The organism is Hymenobacter terrenus, assembly GCF_000972495.1.
GTDB lineage: Bacteria > Bacteroidota > Bacteroidia > Cytophagales > Hymenobacteraceae > Hymenobacter > Hymenobacter terrenus.
The window spans coordinates 1-22,125 of sequence record NZ_LATM01000021.1; the positions used below are offsets into that span (position 1 = coordinate 1).

At 60.8% G+C, this 22,125-nt stretch carries 15 protein-coding genes and 2 riboswitches; of the genes, 11 read left to right on the forward strand and 4 right to left on the reverse strand.

Features of this window, described 5'->3' with window-relative positions; translation table 11 throughout:
* Positions 1-342, reverse strand: a 342-nt coding sequence (locus WX88_RS19705) for a Glu/Leu/Phe/Val dehydrogenase dimerization domain-containing protein (protein WP_046246137.1), incomplete at its 3' end; no start/stop codon positions are given.
* 704 nt (positions 343-1,046) lie between these two features.
* A riboswitch (SAM riboswitch) is annotated at positions 1,047-1,139 on the reverse strand.
* Positions 1,140-1,505: 366 nt separating this feature from the next.
* A riboswitch (SAM riboswitch) is annotated at positions 1,506-1,618 on the forward strand.
* A gap of 615 nt (positions 1,619-2,233) precedes the next feature.
* On the opposite strand from WX88_RS19705, the gene WX88_RS19710 reads away from it, so the two are divergent.
* From WX88_RS19710 to fbp, 11 genes are all read left to right on the forward strand, one after another.
* The gene (locus WX88_RS19710; RefSeq protein ID WP_052732880.1) at positions 2,234-5,314 is read left to right on the forward strand and encodes a SusC/RagA family TonB-linked outer membrane protein; all 3,081 of its coding nucleotides are present in this window, start codon (positions 2,234-2,236) and stop codon (positions 5,312-5,314) included.
* Positions 5,315-5,326: 12 nt separating this feature from the next.
* Entirely contained in the window at positions 5,327-6,808 is a 1,482-nt protein-coding gene (locus tag WX88_RS19715; RefSeq protein WP_449404335.1) for a RagB/SusD family nutrient uptake outer membrane protein, read from the forward strand.
* A 174-nt stretch (positions 6,809-6,982) separates the two neighbouring features.
* Entirely contained in the window at positions 6,983-8,479 is a 1,497-nt protein-coding gene (locus WX88_RS19720; protein ID WP_231590751.1) for a DoxX family protein, read from the forward strand.
* A 27-nt stretch (positions 8,480-8,506) separates the two neighbouring features.
* Positions 8,507-10,204, forward strand: coding sequence for a hypothetical protein (locus WX88_RS19725; RefSeq protein WP_046246138.1), 1,698 nt, complete (start codon positions 8,507-8,509; stop codon positions 10,202-10,204).
* Between the two features lie 203 nt (positions 10,205-10,407).
* Positions 10,408-11,859, forward strand: a complete 1,452-nt coding sequence (locus WX88_RS19730; protein ID WP_046246139.1) for a phytoene desaturase family protein — start codon at positions 10,408-10,410, stop codon at positions 11,857-11,859.
* A 51-nt stretch (positions 11,860-11,910) separates the two neighbouring features.
* Positions 11,911-13,185, forward strand: a complete 1,275-nt coding sequence (locus WX88_RS19735; RefSeq protein WP_046246140.1) for a YeiH family protein — start codon at positions 11,911-11,913, stop codon at positions 13,183-13,185.
* A gap of 699 nt (positions 13,186-13,884) precedes the next feature.
* Positions 13,885-15,324: a glucuronate isomerase gene (gene uxaC / locus WX88_RS19740; protein ID WP_046246191.1), complete on the forward strand. Its 1,440-nt coding sequence runs from the start codon at positions 13,885-13,887 to the stop codon at positions 15,322-15,324.
* 79 nt (positions 15,325-15,403) lie between these two features.
* Positions 15,404-16,414: a sugar kinase gene (locus WX88_RS19745; protein ID WP_046246141.1), complete on the forward strand. Its 1,011-nt coding sequence runs from the start codon at positions 15,404-15,406 to the stop codon at positions 16,412-16,414.
* Positions 16,415-16,633: 219 nt separating this feature from the next.
* Entirely contained in the window at positions 16,634-17,290 is a 657-nt protein-coding gene (locus tag WX88_RS19750; protein WP_046246142.1) for a beta/alpha barrel domain-containing protein, read from the forward strand.
* A gap of 72 nt (positions 17,291-17,362) precedes the next feature.
* Entirely contained in the window at positions 17,363-18,730 is a 1,368-nt protein-coding gene (locus WX88_RS19755) for an MFS transporter (protein WP_046246143.1), read from the forward strand.
* Positions 18,731-18,891: 161 nt separating this feature from the next.
* Positions 18,892-19,893, forward strand: coding sequence for a class 1 fructose-bisphosphatase (gene fbp / locus WX88_RS19760; protein ID WP_046246144.1), 1,002 nt, complete (start codon positions 18,892-18,894; stop codon positions 19,891-19,893).
* 144 nt (positions 19,894-20,037) lie between these two features.
* Here fbp and WX88_RS19765 read toward each other — a convergent pair whose 3' ends face one another.
* The 3 genes from WX88_RS19765 to WX88_RS19775 form a co-directional block, all read right to left on the reverse strand.
* On the reverse strand, positions 20,038-20,274 hold the full coding sequence (locus WX88_RS19765; protein WP_046246145.1) for a hypothetical protein: 237 nt from the start codon (positions 20,272-20,274) through the stop codon (positions 20,038-20,040).
* Between the two features lie 96 nt (positions 20,275-20,370).
* Complete coding sequence (locus WX88_RS19770; protein WP_046246146.1) at positions 20,371-20,757, reverse strand: hypothetical protein; 387 nt, start codon at positions 20,755-20,757, stop codon at positions 20,371-20,373.
* Positions 20,758-20,988: 231 nt separating this feature from the next.
* Entirely contained in the window at positions 20,989-22,014 is a 1,026-nt protein-coding gene (locus WX88_RS19775) for a Gfo/Idh/MocA family oxidoreductase (RefSeq protein WP_046246147.1), read from the reverse strand.
* Positions 22,015-22,125: the final 111 nt, after the last annotated feature.

Consider the following 22,125-nt stretch of genomic DNA (forward strand, 5'->3'; position numbering starts at 1 on the left):
GAGGTTCTTCACGAACCGACCAAACTTGCGCAGCAGCGCTTCCGTTTTTAAGTGCGGGTCGCCAATAATGACGGCCTTGCCGCCACCCAGGTTCAGGCCGGAGATGGCGGCCTTGTAGGTCATCCCCCGCGAGAGGCGCAGCACGTCATTGAGTGCTTCCATGTCGCTGGCATAGTGCCACATGCGGGTACCGCCGAGTGCTGGCCCGAGCACGGTGTTGTGAATGCCGATAATGGCCTTCAGGCCCGTCTCGTGGTCGTGGCAAAACACGACTTGCTCGTGCTGGTACTCGGCAATTTGGCCAAATAAGCTGGTGGGTGCGAGGGCTTGAGTTTCTATCATAATGGGAGAGGAAGGAGGGTAGAAGTTGTTGGAGATAAGAGGCCGATTCCAACAAAAAGTCCGTCATACCGAGCGCTGCTGCTGCGACTTGCCCGCCGTCAAGTCCCACCCATAAAGCGAGGTAAGCCGCGTAGGCTTTGCCCAGTACGACGTCCTTTTTGATTTTGGTCCGGTTGCTATGTTGAGTTTTCTTTACAGGCAGAAAGCTGTCTTGAGATTCTGTATAAGAAAAGATTGGGAAGCCTACTTGGTGGGCTGGTCACGCCGAGCAGCAATTGATGAATTTCGGCCCGGCTGAATTCGGAGTTTAGCTATTCAACTGTAAGTAAGCAGAGGCGTGAGAGTGGCCATTAGCCAGCCGTGCTGCAATTGGAGCTAACCTGGAAAGCGAAGATAAATGTGGCTTGTGTTCAGCGGCTGTTGGTGCACAAAAACCGCTTCGGAAGCATCACCCTGATTTGAGAGTGGTAGGCCGCTTCGCCCTCACTTTGGGCTAATACAAATAGCTTAAATCGGTTTTGTGTGCCCGTAGCAGCGATGCTAGCTCAAGCCTTGGGCCACTAGAGAGAAAGGACGTAGACGACACTCAACACCCCTGGCCGGCCCGACGCATACAGACGGCAACGCTGGGCGCACAACACGGGCGCAGCGTTGCACAGGGGGCGGTAGAAAAGCAGAGGATACGTGAAAAGGCCACGGTAGCTTTTTTATATGGTCAGGACTTGGCACCTTGCCCGTAGTTACGGATGGTTGCCGGCGTATCATAGAGCCTGTCTCTCCACGCCTCTGTATAAAAACCAGCCTGTCGTCAGCAGGTATTGGTGAGGCAAAGGTAAGGGCCCGTTTTTCGAAAAATCAAATTACTTTTTCATTTCTGCTTCGGGATAATATCACAATTGCTGCGGTTGATGATACAGGCATCAAATGTGAATTCACTTTGGGGCTGTTGTATGAATACGGATAATTTGATAGTGTAACTATCTTGATAATGGGTAAATTTTGTTGAAAATCAAGGTGTTTAATGCTGATAAAGGAGTGGTCAGCGCAGGGCGTATTGAGGAGCTTTTGAGGAACAAAGTGTTTGACATCACAAAAAAATAATTGCAAATCCCAGTTTTCCTACTTTACCTTTGAACTACCAAAACCTGCTAGCACCAGGCTGGTTTTTATACAGAGGCGTGGAGAGACAGACTCTATGATACGCCGGCAACCATCCGCAACCGCGGGCAAGGTGCCAACTGAAGGTCAGCGTGATTTTACCTGATTACTATAAAAACAACCGCTCGTGTACCACTACGGCAATTTCCCCGCACCATTCACCACCAGCAACACTATCCAGTGCTGTTGTTGCTGTGCATCGGCGGCCGTAGCAGTTTGCACGAAATAGTGCCGTAGCTGCTCCAGCTATCAAGCGGGGTTCCCCATTTTTCGTGGTTTCTCCCAGCAGTTGCGCGTGGTAAAAGCCACCTCAACTGTTTGGCCGTGCGTTTTTCATGAGTTATGAAAAATTGAAACGGTGTAGGGCTCTTTGTTCGGCGAATCCATGTCATTCGCTACGCACACAGGGCTCTGGGGAGGCGTGCGGCCAAGAACCCAGCCACTGGGTCTGCGGAATGAAAATGGAAAGATTCTGAGGTAACAGCCTTTGTTGCCTGGTCAAAAACGCCTTGTTGGGGCGTGTCCTCTTGGTAGCGGGTTTGGCTCATCAGGCACTGCTTTCGGGCCCGCCTCGGCAGGTTTTCCTGCCACAATTCGCTCGTTTCGCCTCTTTTCGAGACCCAACGGGCTTTATACTGCCCCAGGCCTGGTATTGCGCCGGCCAGTTCTTTCGCTGCCGCAGCCCAGCGCTCCCCCTCATTCGATTTTTTGCTATTCCGTCATCCGCATACCCATGAAGTCCCCTGTACCCATTCTTTTGCTCACGCTGGGGTTAGCCGCGACTACGCAGGCAGCCTTCGGCGTGGTGCTGCCTGGCGCACATGCCGTAGCGGACGCCCCGCTCGCCGGTAAAGTACTCGATGAAAACGGGGCAGGCCTCCCCGGCGTTACCGTCCGGGTGAAGGGTGGGACCACTGGCACGGTTACCGACAACCAAGGCGCTTTTAGCCTGCCCGATGTACCGACCAGCGCCACGCTACTCATTTCCTACGTAGGCTATAAGGCGCAGGAAGTGAGGGCCGACCGGACGGGCAGCATCACGGTTCGCCTCGTGCCCGACCGCGGTGAACTGAACGAGGTGGTAGTGGTGGGTTACGGCACGCAGCAGCGTAGAAACCTGATTGGCTCGGTAGTGAAAGTGGACCCCACCGATACCAAGGAACTCCCAGTGGGCAGCTTCGATGCGCAGTTGCAAGGCAAAGTGTCGGGCGTGCAGATTTCGTCGAATACGGGGGTGCCCGGCTCTGCTGTGAACGTGCGGGTGCGCGGGGCCACCACCATCAACGGCTCTAATACGCCGCTTTACGTGGTGGACGGCGTTTTTATCAACAACAATAGCCTGCAAACCATCAGCACCGGGGGCAAGGCCACGTCGCCCATCGCCGACCTCAATCCGTCGGATATCGAGAGCGTGGAGGTGCTGAAAGATGCTGATGCGACGGCGCTCTACGGCTCGCGCGGGGCCAACGGCGTGATAATCGTAACCACCCGGCGGGGCAACTTCAATCAGAAGCCCAAAATAAGCCTGAATGTGTCGCAGGGCTGGGCTAAGGCGGCTGAGCTTTGGGAGCTGGCTACCGGGCCCGAGCACGCCACGCTGGTGAATGAAAACTGGCTCAATACCACCGGCCCAACCCCGCGTACTTTCGAGAACCGCCCGTACCGGCCGGTGTCGGAAGGCGGGCGCGGCCTGCCGGAGCAGCAGCCTACCTTCGACCGATTGAGCCAGGTGTTTCGCACCGCGCGGCTGCAGAACTACGACGTGTCGGTGGCGGGCGGCAACAGCGCGTCGCGCTACTACATCGGCGGCGGCTTTACCAAGCAGGAGTCTATTTTGCAGCCCATTGATTTCCAGCGGGCCAGTTTCAAGGTTAACCTGGACCAGCAGCTTTCTGATAAGGTGCAAATCGGGGTCAGCAACAGCTTCTCGCGCACCTACCGCAACGAAGGCCGGGCCGGGGATGGCCCGGCGGGAGGGCTGCTCCAGGCGGCTTTGCACACCCCTACGCTGCTCTCGCCCTACGATGCCAATGGGCAGCTGGTGGGCCGCGCCAGCTTCGATAACGTGGAGCTGCTGCTGAAAAATTACGACGTAAACTCGACCAGCTTGCGCTATATCGGCAACCTGTACGGCGATATTCAGTTGCTGCCCACGCTGAAGTTTCGCACCAGCTTCGGCGTCGATTACAACAGTTACGACGAGAAGGAGTATTGGAACACGCTGCTCATTGCGGGAGCTGGCGTGGGCGGGCTGGCCACGTCGAGCGCGTCGCAGTACGCGTCGCTGCTCAATGAGAACACGCTCACTTACCGCCAGCAGTTTGGCCGGCACACGGTGGGCGTTATCGTGGGCAATGGCTTGCAGGGCGATACCTTCTACCGCACGTATGCCCAGGGCACCGGTTTCCCCAATAATTCATTCAAAGAGATTTCCGCGGCATCAGTTACCAGCAGCATTGGAAACGCCGGCACTACTGGAAACGCCAGCAGCATCGGAAACCGGTCGGCCTACCGGCTGGCCTCCTTTTTTGGGCGAGCCGACTACAACTTCGACGGGCGCTACCTCTTCAACGTGAGCTTTCGTACCGATGGCTCCTCGCGTTTTGGGCGGGCCAATCAGTGGGGCTATTTTCCCAGCGTGGGCGCCGCGTGGCGCCTCAAGGAGGAGGGCTTTTTGCGGGACGTGACGGTGCTGAGTGAGCTGAAGCTGCGCGCCAGCTATGGGGTGACAGGCAATCAGAACGGCATTGGCAACTTTGCTGCCCGCGGGCTGTGGAACGGCGGAGCCAACTACCAAGACAACGCGGGCATCGCACCCCAGCAGCTGGCCAACGACAACCTGAAGTGGGAGCAAACCAGCCAAGCTAACGTGGGCCTGGACCTAGCCTTTTTCGACAACCGCCTTGGGGTGGAATTCAACGCCTACTCGAAGTACACCAAGAACGGGCTGATTCAGCTGACGCAGCCGGCCACCACGGGTTTCAGTAGCTACTGGGCCAATGGGGTTGAAATCAGCAACAAGGGACTGGAATTTGCGCTGAATACGGTTAACATTCGCCGGCCGGACTTTAGCTGGAACAGCGGCTTTAACGTGGCTACCAACGTCAACAATATTGAGAAGCTGAATACGCCGGCCCAGTTTGGCAGTCGCAACCTCATTTTGCAGCAGCAGGGGCACCCGCTGTATTCCTTCTGGTTGTACAAGCAGCTGTACGTGGACCCACAGACTGGCAACGCCGTGTACGACGACGTGGACAAGGACGGCAAAATCACGGCGGCCGACCGGCAGATTGTGGATAGCATCTGGCCCAAGTTTTTCGGTGGGCTCACCAACACCATCACCTACAAAGGCTTCGATGCCAGCGTGCTGATTGCCTTTCAGTACGGCAACAAGGTGTATAACCACAACCGCTTCTTCGGCGAAGGGGGCGGAGCACGGGATGAGGCGCGGGTGATTTTTGCCAGCAACCTAGCGCGCTGGCAGAAGCCGGGCGACGTGACCGACGTGCCCCGGCCCGATGGCATCAACGTGAACAACTACCTCGACGGGGGCAGCCGCTGGCTGGAGGATGGCTCGTTTGTGCGCCTGCGCAATGTGAGCCTGGGCTACACGCTGCCCGAAACCCTCACGCGGCGCGTGCTCGGCGGCACGGTGCGGGTATACGCGCAGGGCAGCAACCTGGTGCTGCTCACCAAATACACCGGCCTCGACCCCGAGTCGGCGGCCAGCAGCGACGCCAACCAGCAGGGCATCGACCTGGGCACGCCGCCGCAGCCCCGCAGCTTCCAGGTGGGCGTCAACGCTACTTTTTAATCATCAAGCATTATGTCAGCTACTTATCTTCGTCAGCGGATGCCTTTCCGCCAGCGGGCGCTGCTCCTGCGCCGGCCCGCACCGGTTTCCTTCTTTTCACGGGCTTACCTGAGGAGCATTGCGCCCTTCCTCGTGATGGCGCTGATAATGGGCCTGAGCGCATGCACCAGCTACCTGGACGTGTCCCCGACTGAGTCCATTGCCGACAATCAGACCATTGTGGACCAGAAATCGGCCTCCACAGCCGTGAACGGAGTGTATAGCGCGCTGAGTAACAGTGGCTACTACGGCACCAGCTTCCAGTCGATTGGCTACCTGGGCAGCGGCGACATTCAGTGGACGGGCACGCAGTCGCAGGTGCAGGAGTTCATTACGCACAACGTGCGGGCTGATAACGCGACCATCAGCACGGTGTGGTCGAGCATCTACGTGACCATCAACCGGGCCAACCACGTGCTGGCCAAAGTGCCGGGCGTAGCCGACCCACTCTTAACCCAGGCCCGGCGCGACCAGTACCTGGGAGAAGCATATTTCCTGCGGGCACTGGCTTATTTCGACTTGGCCCGCACCTTTGGCGGGGTGCCGCTCATCACGCAGCCCACGCTCAAGGCCACCGATAACCAGGGCATTGCCCGTGCCACGCAGGCCGAAACCTACGCCCAGGTACTGCGCGACCTAGACGCCGCCGAGCCGCTGCTGCCCAACCCCGCCACGGTGCAACCCACCGACCGCTACCGCGCCACCCGCAAAACGGTGTGGGCGCTGAAAGCCCGGCTATACCTGTACCAGGGCAATTGGGCCCAGGCCGAAAGCTACGCCACGCGCCTCGTGGCCGATAATGCCAACTACCAGTTGCTAGCGCCCTTCAATAGCTTCTTCGCCAATAATGTCCGGGGCACGGCTGAATCGGTCTTCGAGATTTTTTATAACGGCACCACCGAGCCCAACACCCACCGGGGCAACTGGCAGCCTACTTCCAACGGCGGCACCCGGCAATGGGCACCCAACGCTGGGCTGGTGAGTGTGCTGACCACCGCACCCAACAACACGCCCAACGGCCGGAGCACGCTCATTGCCGCTGTGGGCGGTACCACTTGGTACGGCAATCTCTACTACCGCAACCCCGGCTCCGACCCGAGCTACGTGTTCCGCATTGCCGAGCTGTACCTGATTCGGGCCGAGGCCCGGGCCCAGCAGAACAATCTGGCTGGTGCCCTGGCCGACCTGAACGCCGTCCGCACCCGCGCCGGCTTGGCCAATAGTCCGGCCACTACGCAGCCCGACATTTTGCTGGCCATCGAGAACGAGCGTCGCCTGGAGTTTGCCCTCGAACCCCACCGCTGGTTCGACCTCGCCCGCACGGGCCGGGCTACCGCCGTCTTCAAGGACCCGCTCAATAATGCTGCCCCGCTGCCCGCGTTTCGCCTGCTGCTGCCGGTGCCCATCAGCCAACTGCAAGTCGATGCCGCGCTGAAGCAGAACCCTGGGTATTAAGATGAGCTGGTCGTGGCCGGGTGGCCGGGCGCAGTAGCCGGCCCAGCCTGAAAAGGTTCTTCCGCTATCCGGCTTTCCTCCCTCTGGGCTTCGTGCTTCCGACGAGCCGGGAGCGTGCCCGCTGGATTTAGGTGAGGTTACTCGCCAACTACACACACTCCTAATCCTACCGCCATGTCTAGCTCCGACCATCATCAATCCGCGGCGTCAGCGCGCGAGCAGCACGACGAGTCCGGTTTTCTTTCCCCTTTTTCCTTCGCCCCGATGAGCAATACCTTATCCTTCAATGGCGCGCCGGTGCAGGAGCATCTGGCGCCGCCGGTCCCGGTTTCGGCGCCCGCAAACCAGGACGATGCTGGGTGGCCTGGCTATGAGAGAGCCTTGTTTCGGTTTGTGTTCGTGTATTTCCTATTGCAGGTAGTGCCGCTCGATTGGAAGTATTACCGCGATATAGTCAGTGGATGGTCGGGGCTGTCGGTTGGGGATATTTTCCGGCTGGCGCACTACACGCCGCGCTTCTTCGACGGGCCGGATACTTTCGCCAACTGGACCGTGGTGGCGGGCATTGCGGCGGTAGTGGCCGTGGTATGGGGCCAGCTCGACCGCACCCGCCGCGAGTACCGCACGCTCCACTACTGGCTGCGGGTGCTGGTGCGCTACCGCCTAGCGGCAGCCCTGCTCGGCTACGGCTTCATCAAGCTCTTCCCCATGCAGGCGCCGCTGCCCTCGCTCAGTCACCTCAACACTCACTACGGCGACTTGAGCGACTGGAAAATCTTCTCGCTGAGCCTGGGCATCGTGCCTTCGTACCAGTCGTTTCTGGGGCTGGTAGAAGTGCTGAGTGCCCTGCTGCTGCTGAGCCGGCGCACGGCCAGCACTGGGGCTTTCGTGCTGCTCTCTTTTTTGGGCAACGTGTTTCTCTCGAACCTAGCCTACGAAGGAGGAGAGTACGTGTACAGCTTCTATCTGATTACCCTGGGGCTGCTGGTGCTGTGGTACGATTTGGGCCGCCTGAATAGCCTGCTCACCTTGGAGCGCCCGACCCGGCCCAACCGCTTCCGTCTGAACCTGCCCGAGGGCTGGCCGCGCATTGCCAAGCGGGCGGCGAAGGTTGCCTTCGTGCTGCTATTTGTGGGGGTGTACGGGGCGAAATCGTACGCAGCGTATCAGGCCGGGGGCTACCATTACACCACCGCGCCGGGGCTGCCCAACGCGGCCGGCCTCTACAACGTGCGCGAGTTTCGGCTCAATGGCCAGGTGCATCCCTACTCGGCCACCGACCCCGAGCGCTGGCAGGATGTGGTGTTTGAGAAATGGGCCACGCTCAGTGTCCGCTCGCCCCGGCCGGTGGTGCTGGACAACAGCAATACGGAAAACATCCCGGCCCGCGACCCCGACCGCAACTACGAGTTTGCCGGCGCGGCGGGCCGCCATTACTACGGCTACACCCTGCATCCGGATGGCCAGCACCTGACTCTGCAAAACCGCAACAAGCAGGAAAGTACCAAGCCGCTGGTACTGCGCCTGACCCGCCCCAACGCCAACACCATCGTGCTGGCCGGGCCCGACGAGCAGGGCCGCGAGCTGTACGTGGTGCTGGAGAAGCGCGCCAAGAAATACCTGCTCGAAGAAGCCGGCAAAACCGGCCGCCGGGGCGGTCTGAAGCTGTAACCTCACCGTTTATCCTCCGCATCCCTAATGGCAACCACCACCCTCAGCGACCCGCAAACGGCTCCGGCCGTGGCCCCGGCCGATGCCGCCGGGCGCCAGCCCTGGCAGCCTTACCAGCGCGTCTTGTTTCGCATTGCCTTTCCGTTTTTCATTCTGCTGAGCCTGCCCAGCGACGTGGGCTGGTACAAGAACCTGGTCAGCATCGACTGGCTGCACGGGCATTACCGCGACGTGTACGACCTGGCCCGGTTCTCGCCCAGCTTCTTTCTGAAGGGCGGGGGAGAGGGGGCGGCCCCGGTGCTGCTGGGCTACGACAAGTGGTTTATTGCCCTGGGCATTGCCCTCGTCATCGGAATAATCTGGACGCTGCTCGACCGCAAGCGGGCCGAGTACGAGGTGCTCTACTACTGGCTGCGGGTCATCGTGCGCTTCCGGGCGGGCATCGGTATTATCGGTTTCGGCTTCACCAAAGTGTTTCCGACCCAGATGCCTTACCCCTCCATTGGCTTACTCAATAGCGACTTTGGCGACATGACGGCCCAGAAGATATTCTGGCTACAAGTCGGCATCGTGCCGTGGTACCAGGTGTTTGCGGGCGTGGTGGAGACGCTGGCTGGGGTGCTGCTGTTTTTCCGGCGCACCACGTTTCTGGGCGCGGCTTTGCTGGTGGGCGCGCTGGGTGATATTGTGTTCGTCAACTTCGCCTACGACGGCGGGGTACACGTGTACAGCTCCTATTTCGTGCTGCTGGGAGTTTTTCTGCTGGTGCAGGATATTCCCAATGTGTATAATCTGCTGGTGCGGGAGCGCTACACCGTGCCGCGCCACTATTACCCGCAGTTTCGGGCGGCGTGGCTGCGCTTTACCCGGCTGGGGCTGAAGGCGGCCACCATCGGCATTTTCCTGGTGTACCTGACCTACCTCGAATACCTGAACTTCCGCTACGACCCCTACAAGCAGCCGGCCCAGCAAGGAGTGCCCGCCCTGCGCGGCCTCTACAACGTGACGGAGTTTCGCCTCAATGGCCAGACCTTGCCCTACTCGCCCCTCGACAGCGTGCGCTGGCAGCAGGCCACGTTTGAGAAGTGGACGACGCTTACCTACAAGGTAAACCGCCCGCTCAAGCTGGACTTGTCGAACGGCGGCGGCGCGGCCATGCGCGACATCAACCGCACCTTCGAGACGACCGGGCTGGCCGGCGGGCAGCGCGTGTTTTACTACGATGCCGACACCGTCGACCACACACTGTATCTGCAAAGTAAAATCCGCACCGGCGACGGCCGTAAGCGGGAGGCCAAGCCGGCTAGCCAGGCCATTGCCCAAGCCGGGGCGCCGCGCGGCAGCAGCATTCCCGCGGCTCATGATAACGGCTACGGCGGCGACTCTGGCGGCAGCTACGTAGGCACCGATGCCGCCGCCCAGCAGGCCAAGTACCAGGCCTCGCTGGCCCAGTGGATCAGCCCCGCCGCCCTGGCCCGCATCGGCGATGAAACCACCAAAATCAACCCCAGTGCCTACAGCACGCGCCGCGAGCGCGGCATCCGGGCCGAGCAGCGCCCCGAAAAGCGCGACCATCTGGTACTGGCCTACCAGGCTACCGATGGCGGCAAGCACGTCGTACTGCGCGGCATCAATGAGAAAAAGGATTCGCTCTACGTCGTCCTCGACCGGGTTGACCGTAAGTATACTTTATCACCATCTACGCTCGTTGCCGGCCAGTACTAGCCCATGGCGCAAGAACAGAACTACAGTGCGGTTCTGTTCTTGCGTTGCGTCTCACCCGCCGGTAGAAAGTGATTGTCCGTACCAGGCGTCAGGCTCCTCTCTCTTTTGGCTTCGCGCATCAAGCGAACCGGGGCCCGCCCCGCAGGGGTCTCGTGAGGTTCCCCCGGTCGGGCAGTCCACAAAATATTCCATACAGATTTTGCATGAGTAATACCGAATATGATGCCGTGGTAGTAGGTTCTGGGCCCAACGGGTTGGCGGCGGCCATTGTGCTGCGGCAGGCTGGGTTGTCGGTGCTGCTGCTCGAAGGGAAAAAGGAGCTGGGCGGCGGCCTGCGCACCGCCGAGCTAACCTTGCCGGGCTTTCACCACGACATCTGCTCGGCCATTCATCCGCTGGCGGCGGCTTCGCCTTTCTTCCAGACTCTGCCGCTGGCCCAATACGGCCTCGAATACATTACGCCGCCCGTGGCCGTGGCGCACCCCTTTGATGACGGCACCGCGGCGGCGGCGGTGGCTTCCCTGGCCGAAACGGCCCAGGGCCTCGGCCCCGATGCCGACACGTACCGCCGGCTATTTACCCCGCTGGTGGCCCGCTGGCCCAGCATTGCCAACGACGTGCTGGCCCCCCTGAGCCTGCCCCAGCACCCGCTGAACATGGCCCGCTTTGGCCTGCCGGCTCTGCTGCCGGCAACGGTGCTCGGCCGCCGCTTTCGGGGCGAGCACGCGCGAGGCCTCTTTGCCGGCGTGGCGGCCCATGCCATTCAGCCGCTCAGCAACCTGACTACGTCGGCCATTGGCCTGGTGCTCCTCATTGCGGCGCACCGGGGCGGCTGGCCCTTGCCCCAAGGCGGCTCGCAGGCCATTGCCGATGCGCTGACGGCCCACTTCGTGGCCCTAGGCGGCAAGGTGGAGAGCGGCACGTTCGTGCATTCGCTGGCGCAGCTGCCCAAGACCCGGGCGGCCCTTTTTGATGTGACGCCGGCGCAGCTGCTTCGGATTGCGGGGCACCATTTGTCGCGCATCTATCAGTGGCAGCTGCGGCGCTACCGCTACGGCATGGGCGTGTTTAAGATAGACTGGGCCCTGGATGCGCCCATTCCGTTTACGGCCCCCGAGTGCGCCCAGGCGGGGACGGTGCATCTGGGCAATACCGCGAAGGAAATAGTGACCAATGAGGCGGCCACGGCGCGGGGGCAGCACCCGGCGCGGCCGTTTGTGCTGCTGGCCCAGCCCAGCCGGTTCGATGCCACCCGCGCCCCGGCCGGCCAGCACACGGCCTGGGCCTACTGCCACGTGCCCAACGGCTCGCGGGTGGATATGACGGAGGCCATCGAGCGCCAGGTGGAACGCTTTGCCCCCGGCTTCCGCGACCGGATTATTGGCCGCCATACGTTCGATACGGCCGGTATGGAGCTTTACAACCCCAACTACGTGGGCGGCGACATCAACGGCGGCCGGCTCGACATCCGCCAGCTGTTTACCCGGCCGGCCCTGCGCGCTTCGCCCTACCGCACCTCGCAGCTGGGGCTCTACCTGTGTTCTTCGGCCACGCCACCGGGTGGCGGCGTGCACGGCATGTGTGGCTACCACGCCGCCCGCCGCGCCCTGCGCGACGTGTTTGACCTGCCCGCCGCGCCGCTTTTTGCCAATTGATGGCTGCCTCAAACCCATCCCCCAATTTCCCATCTCCCCCATATTTCAAGCATGTCTCCGGTTTCGCCTATTGTTGTTAAACGCGCTTTCACGTTGCATGAAGACTGGGTGGTCGTCGTGCTGGGAGGGCTGCTGATTGTCCTGTCGCTACTGGGGCTGCCGTTTGCCGTGCCGGTGTATAGCTGGGGCAGCTGGGCCGATTTGACGGGCAAGGTTTTCAGCCCGGCCAATTTGCAGCTCGTGCTGGCGCAGTTCGTGTATTTGGGGGCGGCGGCGGGCATTGGGGCCCGGCTTACGGGCAGGTCGGTGCGGCATTTTGCGCTGGGATTTCCGCTGGTGTATGGGCTCACGGTGCTGGCGCTGCTGGTGGCGGGCAGCGCCCAGGCGCGGGGGCTGGGCCTGGAAGCCGTGATTTTTAGCCTGCTGGCGGGCTTGTTGGTGAGCAATTTTTTTGGCCTGCCCGACTGGCTGCGCGCCACGCTCACCACCGAGCTGTTCGTGAAAATCGGGCTGGTGCTGCTGGGCACCAGCGTCATCTTCGCCGATATTCTCAAGGCCGGCTCGCTGGGCCTGGTGCAGGCGCTGGTGGTGGTGCTGTCGGTGTGGTACTTCGCTTTCTGGCTGTGCCGCAAGCTGAAGATTGACGACGAGTTGACGATGATGATTGCCAGCAGCGTGTCTATTTGTGGGGTTTCGGCGGCCATTGCCACGGCCGGCGCCATCAAGGGCGACCCCAAGAAGCTGTCCTACGTGATTTCGCTGGTGCTCATCACGGCCATCCCGATGATGATACTGATGCCCTACGCCGCCCGCTGGCTGGGCCTGTCGCAGGAAGTAACCGGCGCCTGGCTCGGCGGCAGCATCGACACGACGGGGGCCGTGGTGGCATCGGGCACGCTGGTGGGCGAAACGGCCCTTAAAATCAGCACCATTGTCAAGTTCTCGCAAAACGTGCTGCTGGGCGGGGCCGCGTTCGTCATTTCGCTGTACTGGACCTACACCAACCACCCGGCTGCTGGCGAGCCCGGCACCAAGCCCACGCTGGCTGTCATTTGGGAGCGGTTTCCGAAGTTCGTGCTGGCCTTCGTGGGGGCGTCGCTTCTTTTCTCGTTCTTTCTGGCGCCGGCCACCACCGAGGCCCTGAAGGGGGGCCTGAAAAGCGTGCAAGGCCTCTGGTTTGCCCTGGCCTTTACCAGCATCGGGCTCGAAACCAATTTCAGCGACCTGTTCAAGCAGGAAAACAAAAAGCCGCTCTTCGCCTTCCTGCTGGCCCAGACCTTCAATATCTTCATCACGCTGGCCATTGCCTCGTACCTGTTCCGGTAAGGCAGGCGGCTACTTCGAAAGAATGCCCGCTGCCACTCGAAACCCGGCCTCCCAACTTCGGGAAGGCCGGGTTTCGTGCTTAAACCCTCCTTCCCAAACTTGGGAAGGAGGGTTTGGCGTTAAATCCTGTCACCCCAAGTTTGGGAAGGAGGGTTTGGCCTTAAATCCTTCACCCCAAGTCTGGGGCGAAGGGTTTGGAGCCAAATTTCGTCACCCCAAGTTTGGGACGAAGGATTTAAGGCCAAACCTTGCCATCCAAACTTGGGATGACAGGGTTTTACTGGCGTCTTACTAACAGTTTCGGGGTCGGTGTACCGCCCCGCTGTAGCGTGGCCTTTTAGTCTGCGAGCCCACCCGACCAGCTGACGGGCGAATTAAAAGGCTGCGTTACGGGACACCGACTCCAAAACCGCTCGAATAGCCATTAAAAACGAGTCATACCCGCAGGATTTGCTCCGCCATACGCCACGCCTGACCGATTTTATTCCGTAGTAATATGCAATGCTACTGGCACTATCCTGACCCCGGCCGGCAGCGGCGTTGCGCGCCGCATGACGTTCCCATTTTTTGTAAACGTTTACAGTAATAAAAAAATAGAATCGGGCGTCTAAATGGCGGAAATGAGGCGCTTAGCGGGCTACCTTCGGCTCTTGAAACATTGTCACCTAGCAGGCGCGGGGTCTGCATGCCCAGTTGATTATGAAGCCTTTTCTCTCCGATGATTTTCTGCTCCAGACCGCCACGGCGAGCACGCTCTACCACCGGTTTGCCAAGCCGATGCCCATCATCGACTACCACAATCACCTATTGCCCGACCAGATTGCGGAGGATAAGCAGTTCGAAAACATCACCCAGCTCTGGCTCTCCGGCGACCATTATAAGTGGCGCGCCATGCGGGCCAACGGCGTGCCCGAGCGCTACATCACCGGCGATGCTTCCGACTGGGAGAAGTTTGAAAAGTGGGCCGAAACCGTGCCCTATACCCTGCGCAACCCACTCTACCACTGGACGCACTTGGAATTGCAGCGCTACTTCGGCATCAGCGCGCTGCTGAATAAGGACAGCGCCCGCCGTATCTACGACGAGTGCAACGCCAGGCTGCAAACGCCCGCCTACAGCGTGCGCGGCCTGCTGCGCAAAATGAACGTCGAAACCCTCTGCACCACCGACGACCCCGCCGATTCGCTGGCGCATCACCAGGCCATTGCCGCCTCCGGCTTCGAGGTGCGCGTGCTGCCCACTTTCCGCGCCGACAAGGCCATGGCGGTGGACGATGTGGCCAGCTACAACGCCTACCTCGACCGGCTGGGCGCGGTGGCGGAAGTGGAAATCCGCACGTTTGCCGACCTGGAAACGGCCCTGCGTCGCCGCCACGACTTCTTCGCCAGCGTGGGCTGCCGCTTGTCGGACCACGGCCTCGAGCACCTGTACGTGGCCGAGTATACCGAGGCGGAAATCGCGGCCAGCTTCCGCAAAATCAGGGGCGGCCACGAGCTGACCGGGGCCGAGAGCGGCCAGCTCAAATCGGCCCTGCTGGTGTTGCTGGCCGAGCTGGACTGGGCAAAGGGTTGGACCCAGCAATTCCACCTCGGCGCGCTGCGCAACAACAACTCGCGCATGCTCCGCCGGCTCGGCCCCGATACGGGCTGGGATTCCATCGGCGACTTTGCGCAAGCCCGCGCCCTGTCCGCCTTCCTCGACCGCCTCGATGGGCAGGACAAGCTGGCCAAAACCATTATCTACAACCTCAACCCCGCCGATAATGAGCTGATCGGAACAATGATTGGCAACTTCAACGACGGCTCGGTGGTGGGCAAAATGCAGTTCGGCGCCGGCTGGTGGTTCCTCGACCAGAAAGACGGCATGGAGAAGCAGCTCAACGCCCTCTCCAACATGGGCCTGCTGAGCCGTTTCGTGGGCATGCTCACCGATTCGCGCAGCTTCCTTTCCTACCCGCGCCACGAGTATTTCCGCCGCGTGCTCTGCAACTTGCTCGGCACCGATGTGGAAAACGGCGACCTGCCCGCCGATATGCAACTGCTGGGCGGCATGGTGCAAGACATCTGCTACGGCAACGCCAGGCAATACTTTGGTTTCGAAAAAGGAGTAGCCGCCCCGGCGGCCGTCGCGGCCCAGTAAGTAGTTTTGCCGATAGCGTATTGTGCGCTGCGTTGTAAGAAGCGTCCCTGTTTATTAAGATTCCAAGTTCCCTACATAGATGAAGCAAGTTGTCACGTTCGGCGAAATCATGATGCGGCTCTCGCCGCCGTTGAACTACCGGTTCGCCCAAACCGCGAGCCTGGAAATTGTCTACGGCGGTGGCGAAGCCAATGTGGGCGCCTCCCTGGCCGGGTTGGGCGTACCCACCGCGCACGTCACCTGCTTTCCCGCCAACGATTTGGGCCACGCGGCCACCCACCACTTCCGCGCTCTGGGCGTGAACATGGACGCCACCGTATATCGAGGCGACCGGCTCGGGCTTTATTTTCTGGAAGTAGGGGCGGGGATGCGCCCCAGCAAGGTGGTCTACGACCGCGCCAACTCGGCCTTTTCCTACCTCGACCCGGCCGCTTTCAACTGGGATGAAATTCTGAAAGATGCCGGTTGGCTGCACTGGACCGGCATCACGCCCGCCGTCTCGGCCGCATCGGCCGAGGCAACGCGCCAGGCCATTGCCGCCGCGCGCCGCCTCGGCATCACCGTTTCGGCCGATGTGAACTACCGCCGCAACCTGTGGCAGTACGGCCAGACGGCCCAAGCCGTAATGCCCGAGCTGGTGGCTGGCTGCGACGTGGTGGTTTGCTCCGAAAACGACGCCGACGACCTGTTCGGCATCCGGCCGCTGCCCGGCACCGACAGCAAGTTCGTCTCCGTGGCCCAGCAGGTGATGGCGCGGTTTCCGCAAATCAAGCAAGTCATCACCACCCGCCGCAAAACCCACAGCGCCTCACACAACGGCCTGAAAGGCTTGTACTACGACGGCCAGCAGTTCCTCGAAACCATCACCTACGACATCAACCCCATTGTAGACCGCATTGGCGGGGGCGATGCCTTCATGGCCGGCTTCATCTACGGTTCGCTCGCTTACAATAATCCGCAGCAGGCCCTCACGTTCGGAGTAGCGGCCTCGGCCCTCAAGCACACCATTCACGGCGACATCAACCTCGTAACCGTGCCCGAGGTGGAAGAAATCATGCGCGGCAACACCAGCGGCCGCCTACAGCGATAAATCAACCAATTTCCAAGAGAACATCCTGCCAAGCACATTAACCTGTCAAGCACATTAAATAGTGCGGAAGAGCATTAAACAGGCGGTCATGCTGAGCGAAGCCGAAGCATCTCGCGTGCCACCACTAAGCTCAATCGCGAGGATGACCCCGGGCGAGATGCTTCGGCTCCGCTCAGCATGACGTTCTTCTAGAAATTTCCAGTTCCTACATAACAAAAGATGCCCCAGTACATTGCTTCTGACACGCTTGCCACCTTGCTGCGCTACCCGGTAGTGCCGGTGTTCTACCACGCCGATGCGGCTTATGCCCAGCGCATGCTACAGGCCTGCTACGCGGGCGGCATCCGGGTGTTTGAGTTCACCAACCGGGGCGAAAACGCCTTGGCGGTATTCACCGAGCTGCGTGCCTTTGCGCAAGCCAGCTGCCCGGATATGGTGCTGGGCATCGGCACGCTGTTCACGGCGGAGCAGGCCGAGCAATTTATTGCCGCTGGTGCCGCCTTCGTGGTGCAGCCCTGCGCCACGGCCGAAGTAGCGGCCGTGTGCCGCACCCACGACATTCCGTGGCTGCCCGGCGCCCTCACGCCCACCGAGATTTACCAGGCCAGCCAGCTGGGCGCGGCAGTAGTCAAAATATTCCCCGGCAATGCCGTGGGGCCCGATTATGTGAAGACCCTGCGAGGGCCCATGCCCCACATCAAGCTCATGGTGACGGGCGGCGTGGAGCCTACTCAAGAAAGCGTCAGCGCTTGGTTTGGCGCGGGCGTGAATGCGGTGGGCATGGGTTCGCAGCTCTTCAAAAATGCCGATGATACCACCGCCCTGGCCGCCCGCATCGGCGAGCTGATGCAGTTTGTCGAGACGTTGAAAAAGTAGTAGCCCACCGGTGCGCCGCGCACCGATGGCTTCCGCCCTGAGTGTTGCCCCTGGTCCTAATTTCCCAACCCGATGACGCCTTCTCCCACCCAAAGCCGCCCCGCCTCGCCGCTGGATACCGCCAATGCTGCCGTTGGCAAATACCGCTGGACCATCTGCAGCCTGGTATTCTTCGCCACCACGATTAACTACCTCGACCGGGCAGTTATCTCGCTGCTGAAGCCCTACCTGGAAACCGAGTTCAAGTGGAATTCCGGCGACTACGCCAACATTGAGCTGGCTTTCAAAGTGGCCTACGCCTTGGGGATGATGGGAGTCGGCCGCATCATCGACAAGCTGGGGACCAAAACGGGCTACGCGCTGTCCACGTTTCTGTGGAGCCTGGCGGCCATGGGCCACGCGCTGGTCAGCAGCACGGTGGGCTTTAGCGTGGCGCGGGCTTTCCTGGGGGTGTCGGAAGCGGGCAACTTCCCGGCGGCCATCAAAACCACAGCTGAGTGGTTTCCGCAGCGGGAGCGGGCGCTGGCCACCGGCATCTTCAACTCGGGTTCGAACGTGGGTGCCATCCTCGCGCCGATAACCGTGCCGCTCATCGCCGAAACCATCGGGTGGAAATGGGCCTTCATCATCACCGGCGCGCTGGGTTTCGTGTGGCTGGTTTTGTGGTTTGCATTCTACGAAGTGCCCGCCCGGCATGCCAAGCTCACCAAAGCTGAGTTCGACTACATCCACAGCGACGTGGACGACATGGCCGCCGTGGCCATCGAGACGCAGCCCAAAATTTCCTGGTTTCAGCTGCTGAAGGTGCGCCAGACCTACGCCTTCGTGTTCGGCAAGTTCCTCACCGACCCGATCTGGTGGTTTTACCTGTTCTGGCTGCCTGATTTTCTCAACAAGCAATACGGGCTGAAAGGCACCCAGATTTCCCTGCCGGTAGCCCTCGTCTACATCCTATCGAGCATAGGCAGCGTGAGCGGCGGCTGGATTCCGCTGCGCTTTATGAAGGGTGGCATGCCGGCATTCCGGGCCCGCAAGCTCGCCATGTTGCTCATTGCTTTGTGCGTGCTGCCCATCGTGTTCGTGCAGTACCTCGGGCAGATTAATATGTGGCTGGCGGTGCTGGTCATCGGCCTCGCGGCGGCGGCGCACCAGGCCTGGAGCGCCAACATCTTCACCACCGCCTCCGACATGTTTCCCAAGCGGGCGGTGGCTTCCGTCACGGGCTTGGGCGGCATGGCCGGCGGGCTGGGCGGCATTCTGCTCACGGCCCTGGTGCAGAAGGGCATGTTCAAGTACTACGAAAGCATTGGGCAGCTCAACAAGGCCTATTTCATTATGTTCCTCATTTGCGGCAGTGCCTACCTGCTGGCCTGGCTGCTGATGCAGTTCTTCGCTCCCCACATGAAAATGGTGCGGTTCGACGAGTCCGATAAATCCTAGCGAGGAAACGATTAAAAGTTGAAGCCGATGTCTTTCTTTGTGCTGGACTCCTCCGGGCTGGGGCCATTGGACTCCGCGTAGTGGTGCGTAGCATCACTCCACTCGCCCACTATGGATACCTCTCTCTACCAACCGCTCACTGTTAAACGCTCCTTCCTATAATGGTAAATGAAAACGCCCTGGCCACGCCCGTTGGCACTACTCTGGAGCGCTACATCATGCGGAAGCAGGCCGAGTTTCCGTACGCCACCGGCGAGCTGTCGCAGTTGCTGCGTGACATTGCATTGGCGGGTAAAATCGTGAACCGGGAGGTGAACCGGGCCGGCCTCTCACGCATCACGGGGGCCATGGGCGAGCAAAACGTGCAGGGAGAAGCGCAGCAAAAGCTCGACGTAGAAGCGAATATTCGCTTCATCCGGGCCCTCACCAATGGGGGCGAGGCCTGTGCCGTGCTGTCGGAGGAGAACGAGCAAATCATTCAGACCGGCAACCAAAACGGTAAGTACGTGGTGGCCATCGACCCGCTCGACGGCTCCTCAAATATCGATGTGAATGTGAGCATCGGTACCATTTTCGGCATCTACCGCCGCGTGTCGCGCATTGGTGGGCCAGCCCGAAACGAGGATTTCCTGCAAGGTGGCCGGGCCCAGGTGGCCGCCGGCTATGTGCTCTACGGCTCCAGCACCATGCTGGTGTACACCACCGGGCACGGTGTGACGGGCTTCACCTACGAAAACTCGTTGGGTGAATTCTTCCTCTCGCACCCCGATATTAAAATTCCGCTCAACGGGCCGGTATTTTCCTGCAACGAAGGCCACTGGTTCGACTACCCGGAGTTCGTGCGCACCTTCCTCACCACCTGCAAGGAGCGCCGCCTTTCGGCCCGCTACGTCGGCTCATTGGTTGCTGATTATCACCGCAACCTGTTCACGGGCGGCATCTACCTCTACCCACCCACCGCGGATAAGCCCGGCGGCAAGCTGCGCCTGCTCTACGAGTGCTATCCGCTGGCTTTCCTTATCGAGCAGGCCGGCGGCCTGGCCGTAACCGGGGCCGATGTGGTGCTCGACGTGCCCCCCACAACCGATTTGCATCAGCGGGCGCCTCTCTTCGTCGGCTCCGCCGACTTGGTGAAAGAGCTGCAAGCGGTGGCCGCGGCGTAACCCTGTCCAGCACCACATGCTCCCATAATAACGGGCTGAATGGTGAAGGGCTGGTTTTGTGGATGGTATAAAATGAAAGGCAGCCCCACCAACTGCGGCGGGGCTGCCTAATGTGCAAAAGCAAGGGTTTAGAATGCCCTGGAATTAGAAATTAGCCTTGCTCATGCAGGCGGCCCGGCATTGGGCGCGGTGCTGCGAGCGGTGCCGAGTCATGCCGCCGGGCTGGTGGGCCGGCGAGTTTCCCGCCGATGGAGCCGGAAGGGTTTTGCCGCCCAGCTCGGGAAATAGCAACGCTACGCGGCCAGTCGCCGGTAGCTGCACACGGGAAGAAATGCCCACAGCGCCCGCTGCGGGTTGGAGAGGAGATGCCAGAAAATTCATGGATATGGGGAAAGAGACGCGCGGCCAAACCCTACGGCTCCGCCAGTGGCGTCAAAATAAATAAGACGAAACGGCCCGGATTGGACCGCGCACGACTCATCCCCGCTGGGGCGGTAGCTCAATTAACTCCCCAAAACCTGGGGGCACGGCTAACTCCCGCGCCGCCAACCGGGGCCCCGCCTGCCAGAATATCGGCGTGGTGAATACCACCCGCACATCGGGCAGGTAATGCGTATCCAGGCCTTTGAGGCTGGTCAGCAGCTGAGTTATCGGGGGGCGGCCGCCGTTCTTCTGCACGGTATATTGCACGCCGTTGCAGTCATCAAAGCAGCCAATGCGCAGGGCGTTGAGCTGTTGGCAATGGTGGCTGTGCACGTAGGCAAAAGGCCGGTCAATTACCCGCGCGGGCCGCTCCACCAGGCCAGCCCCAACTACCAGCAGGTAGTTGAGCAGCAACAGCAAGACAGCGTAGGAGCGAAACACGGGTACAATTAGTCAGTAGGTTATAGACAAAAGGGCGCGGTTTGCCCGTGCTGGAGGCAAGTACGAAAAATTGACCGGTTTGGGTCTGGCCAAGGTCAAACAAGTTCTCGGCTGTATTATCAATAGCAGGCCCTCTCAGCCGTTGTATGCCCGAGGTGAGGTCCCGTTAGCCGAGTTTATAATCAATTGGGGCCCTGCTCAGCTAGAAAAAGGTGCTCACAGCAAGACAGTCTACACCGCTTCCGCAGCCAGCAGCTCATTTTGCCAAAGCAGCTGCTCCTCGCGGATGGGGTAGGGGACGCCCTGGCGAATCGTTTGGAAGGCTGCTTCAAATAGAGCCATATAATTGCCGGGCGCAGCGTGGTCAGGTGTGGTGGTCAGGGTGCCCTCGGGTGCGGCCAGGGTGAGGCAGCCCTCCTGGCCGGGCTGTTCGTGGCCGTACTCGGGTGCCAGGGGCCGTACGCCTTGCAGTAGTTGGGCTTCCTGCACATCGGTGCGGCCTTTTTGGTAGCTGCCGAGGGTGCCGTGCAGCACGTACGCCGGGCCGGGGGCGGCCACCAGCAGGCCCGAGGTGAGCCACACGTTGAGGCCCGCCGGATAGCGCAGGTGCAGCGAGAAAAAGTCGTCGACCTGGGTGCCGGGGCGGTAGTGGCCCACGGTTTTGTGGCTGCTCAGCGGCTGACCAAACAGGCTGATGGCCTGGTCGATGATGTGCGGGCCCAGGTCGTAGAGCAGGCCGCTGCCGGGCAGGGGTTCTTCTTTAAACTTCTTGGGGCTCAGCACCGGCTTATACCGGTCGTAGCGGATGTGCACTTCGATGAGCTGGCCCAGCTGTCCGTCGGCCACCACGCGGCGCACAGCGCCGAAGTCGCTGTCCCAGCGCCGGTTGTGGTAGGCCAGTAGGTGGCGGTCGGCTTGCCGGGCAAGGGTGAATAGCTCCTGTAGTTGGGCGACGGACGTGGCCACGGGCTTTTCCAGCAGCACATGCTTGCCAGTGCGCAGCGCCTGGCTGGCCAGCTCAAAGTGGGTGGTGCTGGGCGTGTTCACCACCACCAGCTCAATGGTGGGGTCGGCCAGGAGTTCGGCTATGCTCGGGTAGCTGCGAATGCCGGGATAATCGTGGTGCATGCGCTGCTCGGTGCGCTCAACTACGCCGTGCAAGTCAAACCCAGAGTGCGCGGCCAGAAATGGGGCCTGAAAAAGCTTGCCCGACATGCCGTAAGCCAGCAGCGCGGTGCGAATGGGAGCAATAGTCATGGCTCAAAGTAAAGCGCTTTGGAGCCAATACGTGGCCAAGGTCGGCCTGGTAAAAATTGCAGCCACTTGCTGCGACGAATAGCTGAACTACCAGCAACCCATAAAAAGGAT

Bases quoted from the DNA above. Each gene is read 5' to 3' on its own strand.
- WX88_RS19755 (WP_046246143.1), top strand. From the start codon at position 17,363: ATGACGCCTTCTCCCACCCAAAGCCGCCCCGCCTCGCCGCTGGATACC.
- WX88_RS19775 (WP_046246147.1), bottom strand. From the start codon at position 22,014: ATGACTATTGCTCCCATTCGCACCGCGCTGCTGGCTTACGGCATGTCG.
- WX88_RS19710 (WP_052732880.1), top strand. From the start codon at position 2,234: ATGAAGTCCCCTGTACCCATTCTTTTGCTCACGCTGGGGTTAGCCGCG.
- WX88_RS19730 (WP_046246139.1), top strand. From the start codon at position 10,408: ATGAGTAATACCGAATATGATGCCGTGGTAGTAGGTTCTGGGCCCAAC.
- uxaC (WP_046246191.1), top strand. From the start codon at position 13,885: ATGAAGCCTTTTCTCTCCGATGATTTTCTGCTCCAGACCGCCACGGCG.
- WX88_RS19750 (WP_046246142.1), top strand. From the start codon at position 16,634: ATGCCCCAGTACATTGCTTCTGACACGCTTGCCACCTTGCTGCGCTAC.
- WX88_RS19715 (WP_449404335.1), top strand. From the start codon at position 5,327: ATGTCAGCTACTTATCTTCGTCAGCGGATGCCTTTCCGCCAGCGGGCG.
- WX88_RS19735 (WP_046246140.1), top strand. From the start codon at position 11,911: ATGTCTCCGGTTTCGCCTATTGTTGTTAAACGCGCTTTCACGTTGCAT.
- WX88_RS19745 (WP_046246141.1), top strand. From the start codon at position 15,404: ATGAAGCAAGTTGTCACGTTCGGCGAAATCATGATGCGGCTCTCGCCG.
- WX88_RS19765 (WP_046246145.1), bottom strand. From the start codon at position 20,274: ATGAATTTTCTGGCATCTCCTCTCCAACCCGCAGCGGGCGCTGTGGGC.
- WX88_RS19720 (WP_231590751.1), top strand. From the start codon at position 6,983: ATGTCTAGCTCCGACCATCATCAATCCGCGGCGTCAGCGCGCGAGCAG.
- WX88_RS19725 (WP_046246138.1), top strand. From the start codon at position 8,507: ATGGCAACCACCACCCTCAGCGACCCGCAAACGGCTCCGGCCGTGGCC.
- fbp (WP_046246144.1), top strand. From the start codon at position 18,892: ATGGTAAATGAAAACGCCCTGGCCACGCCCGTTGGCACTACTCTGGAG.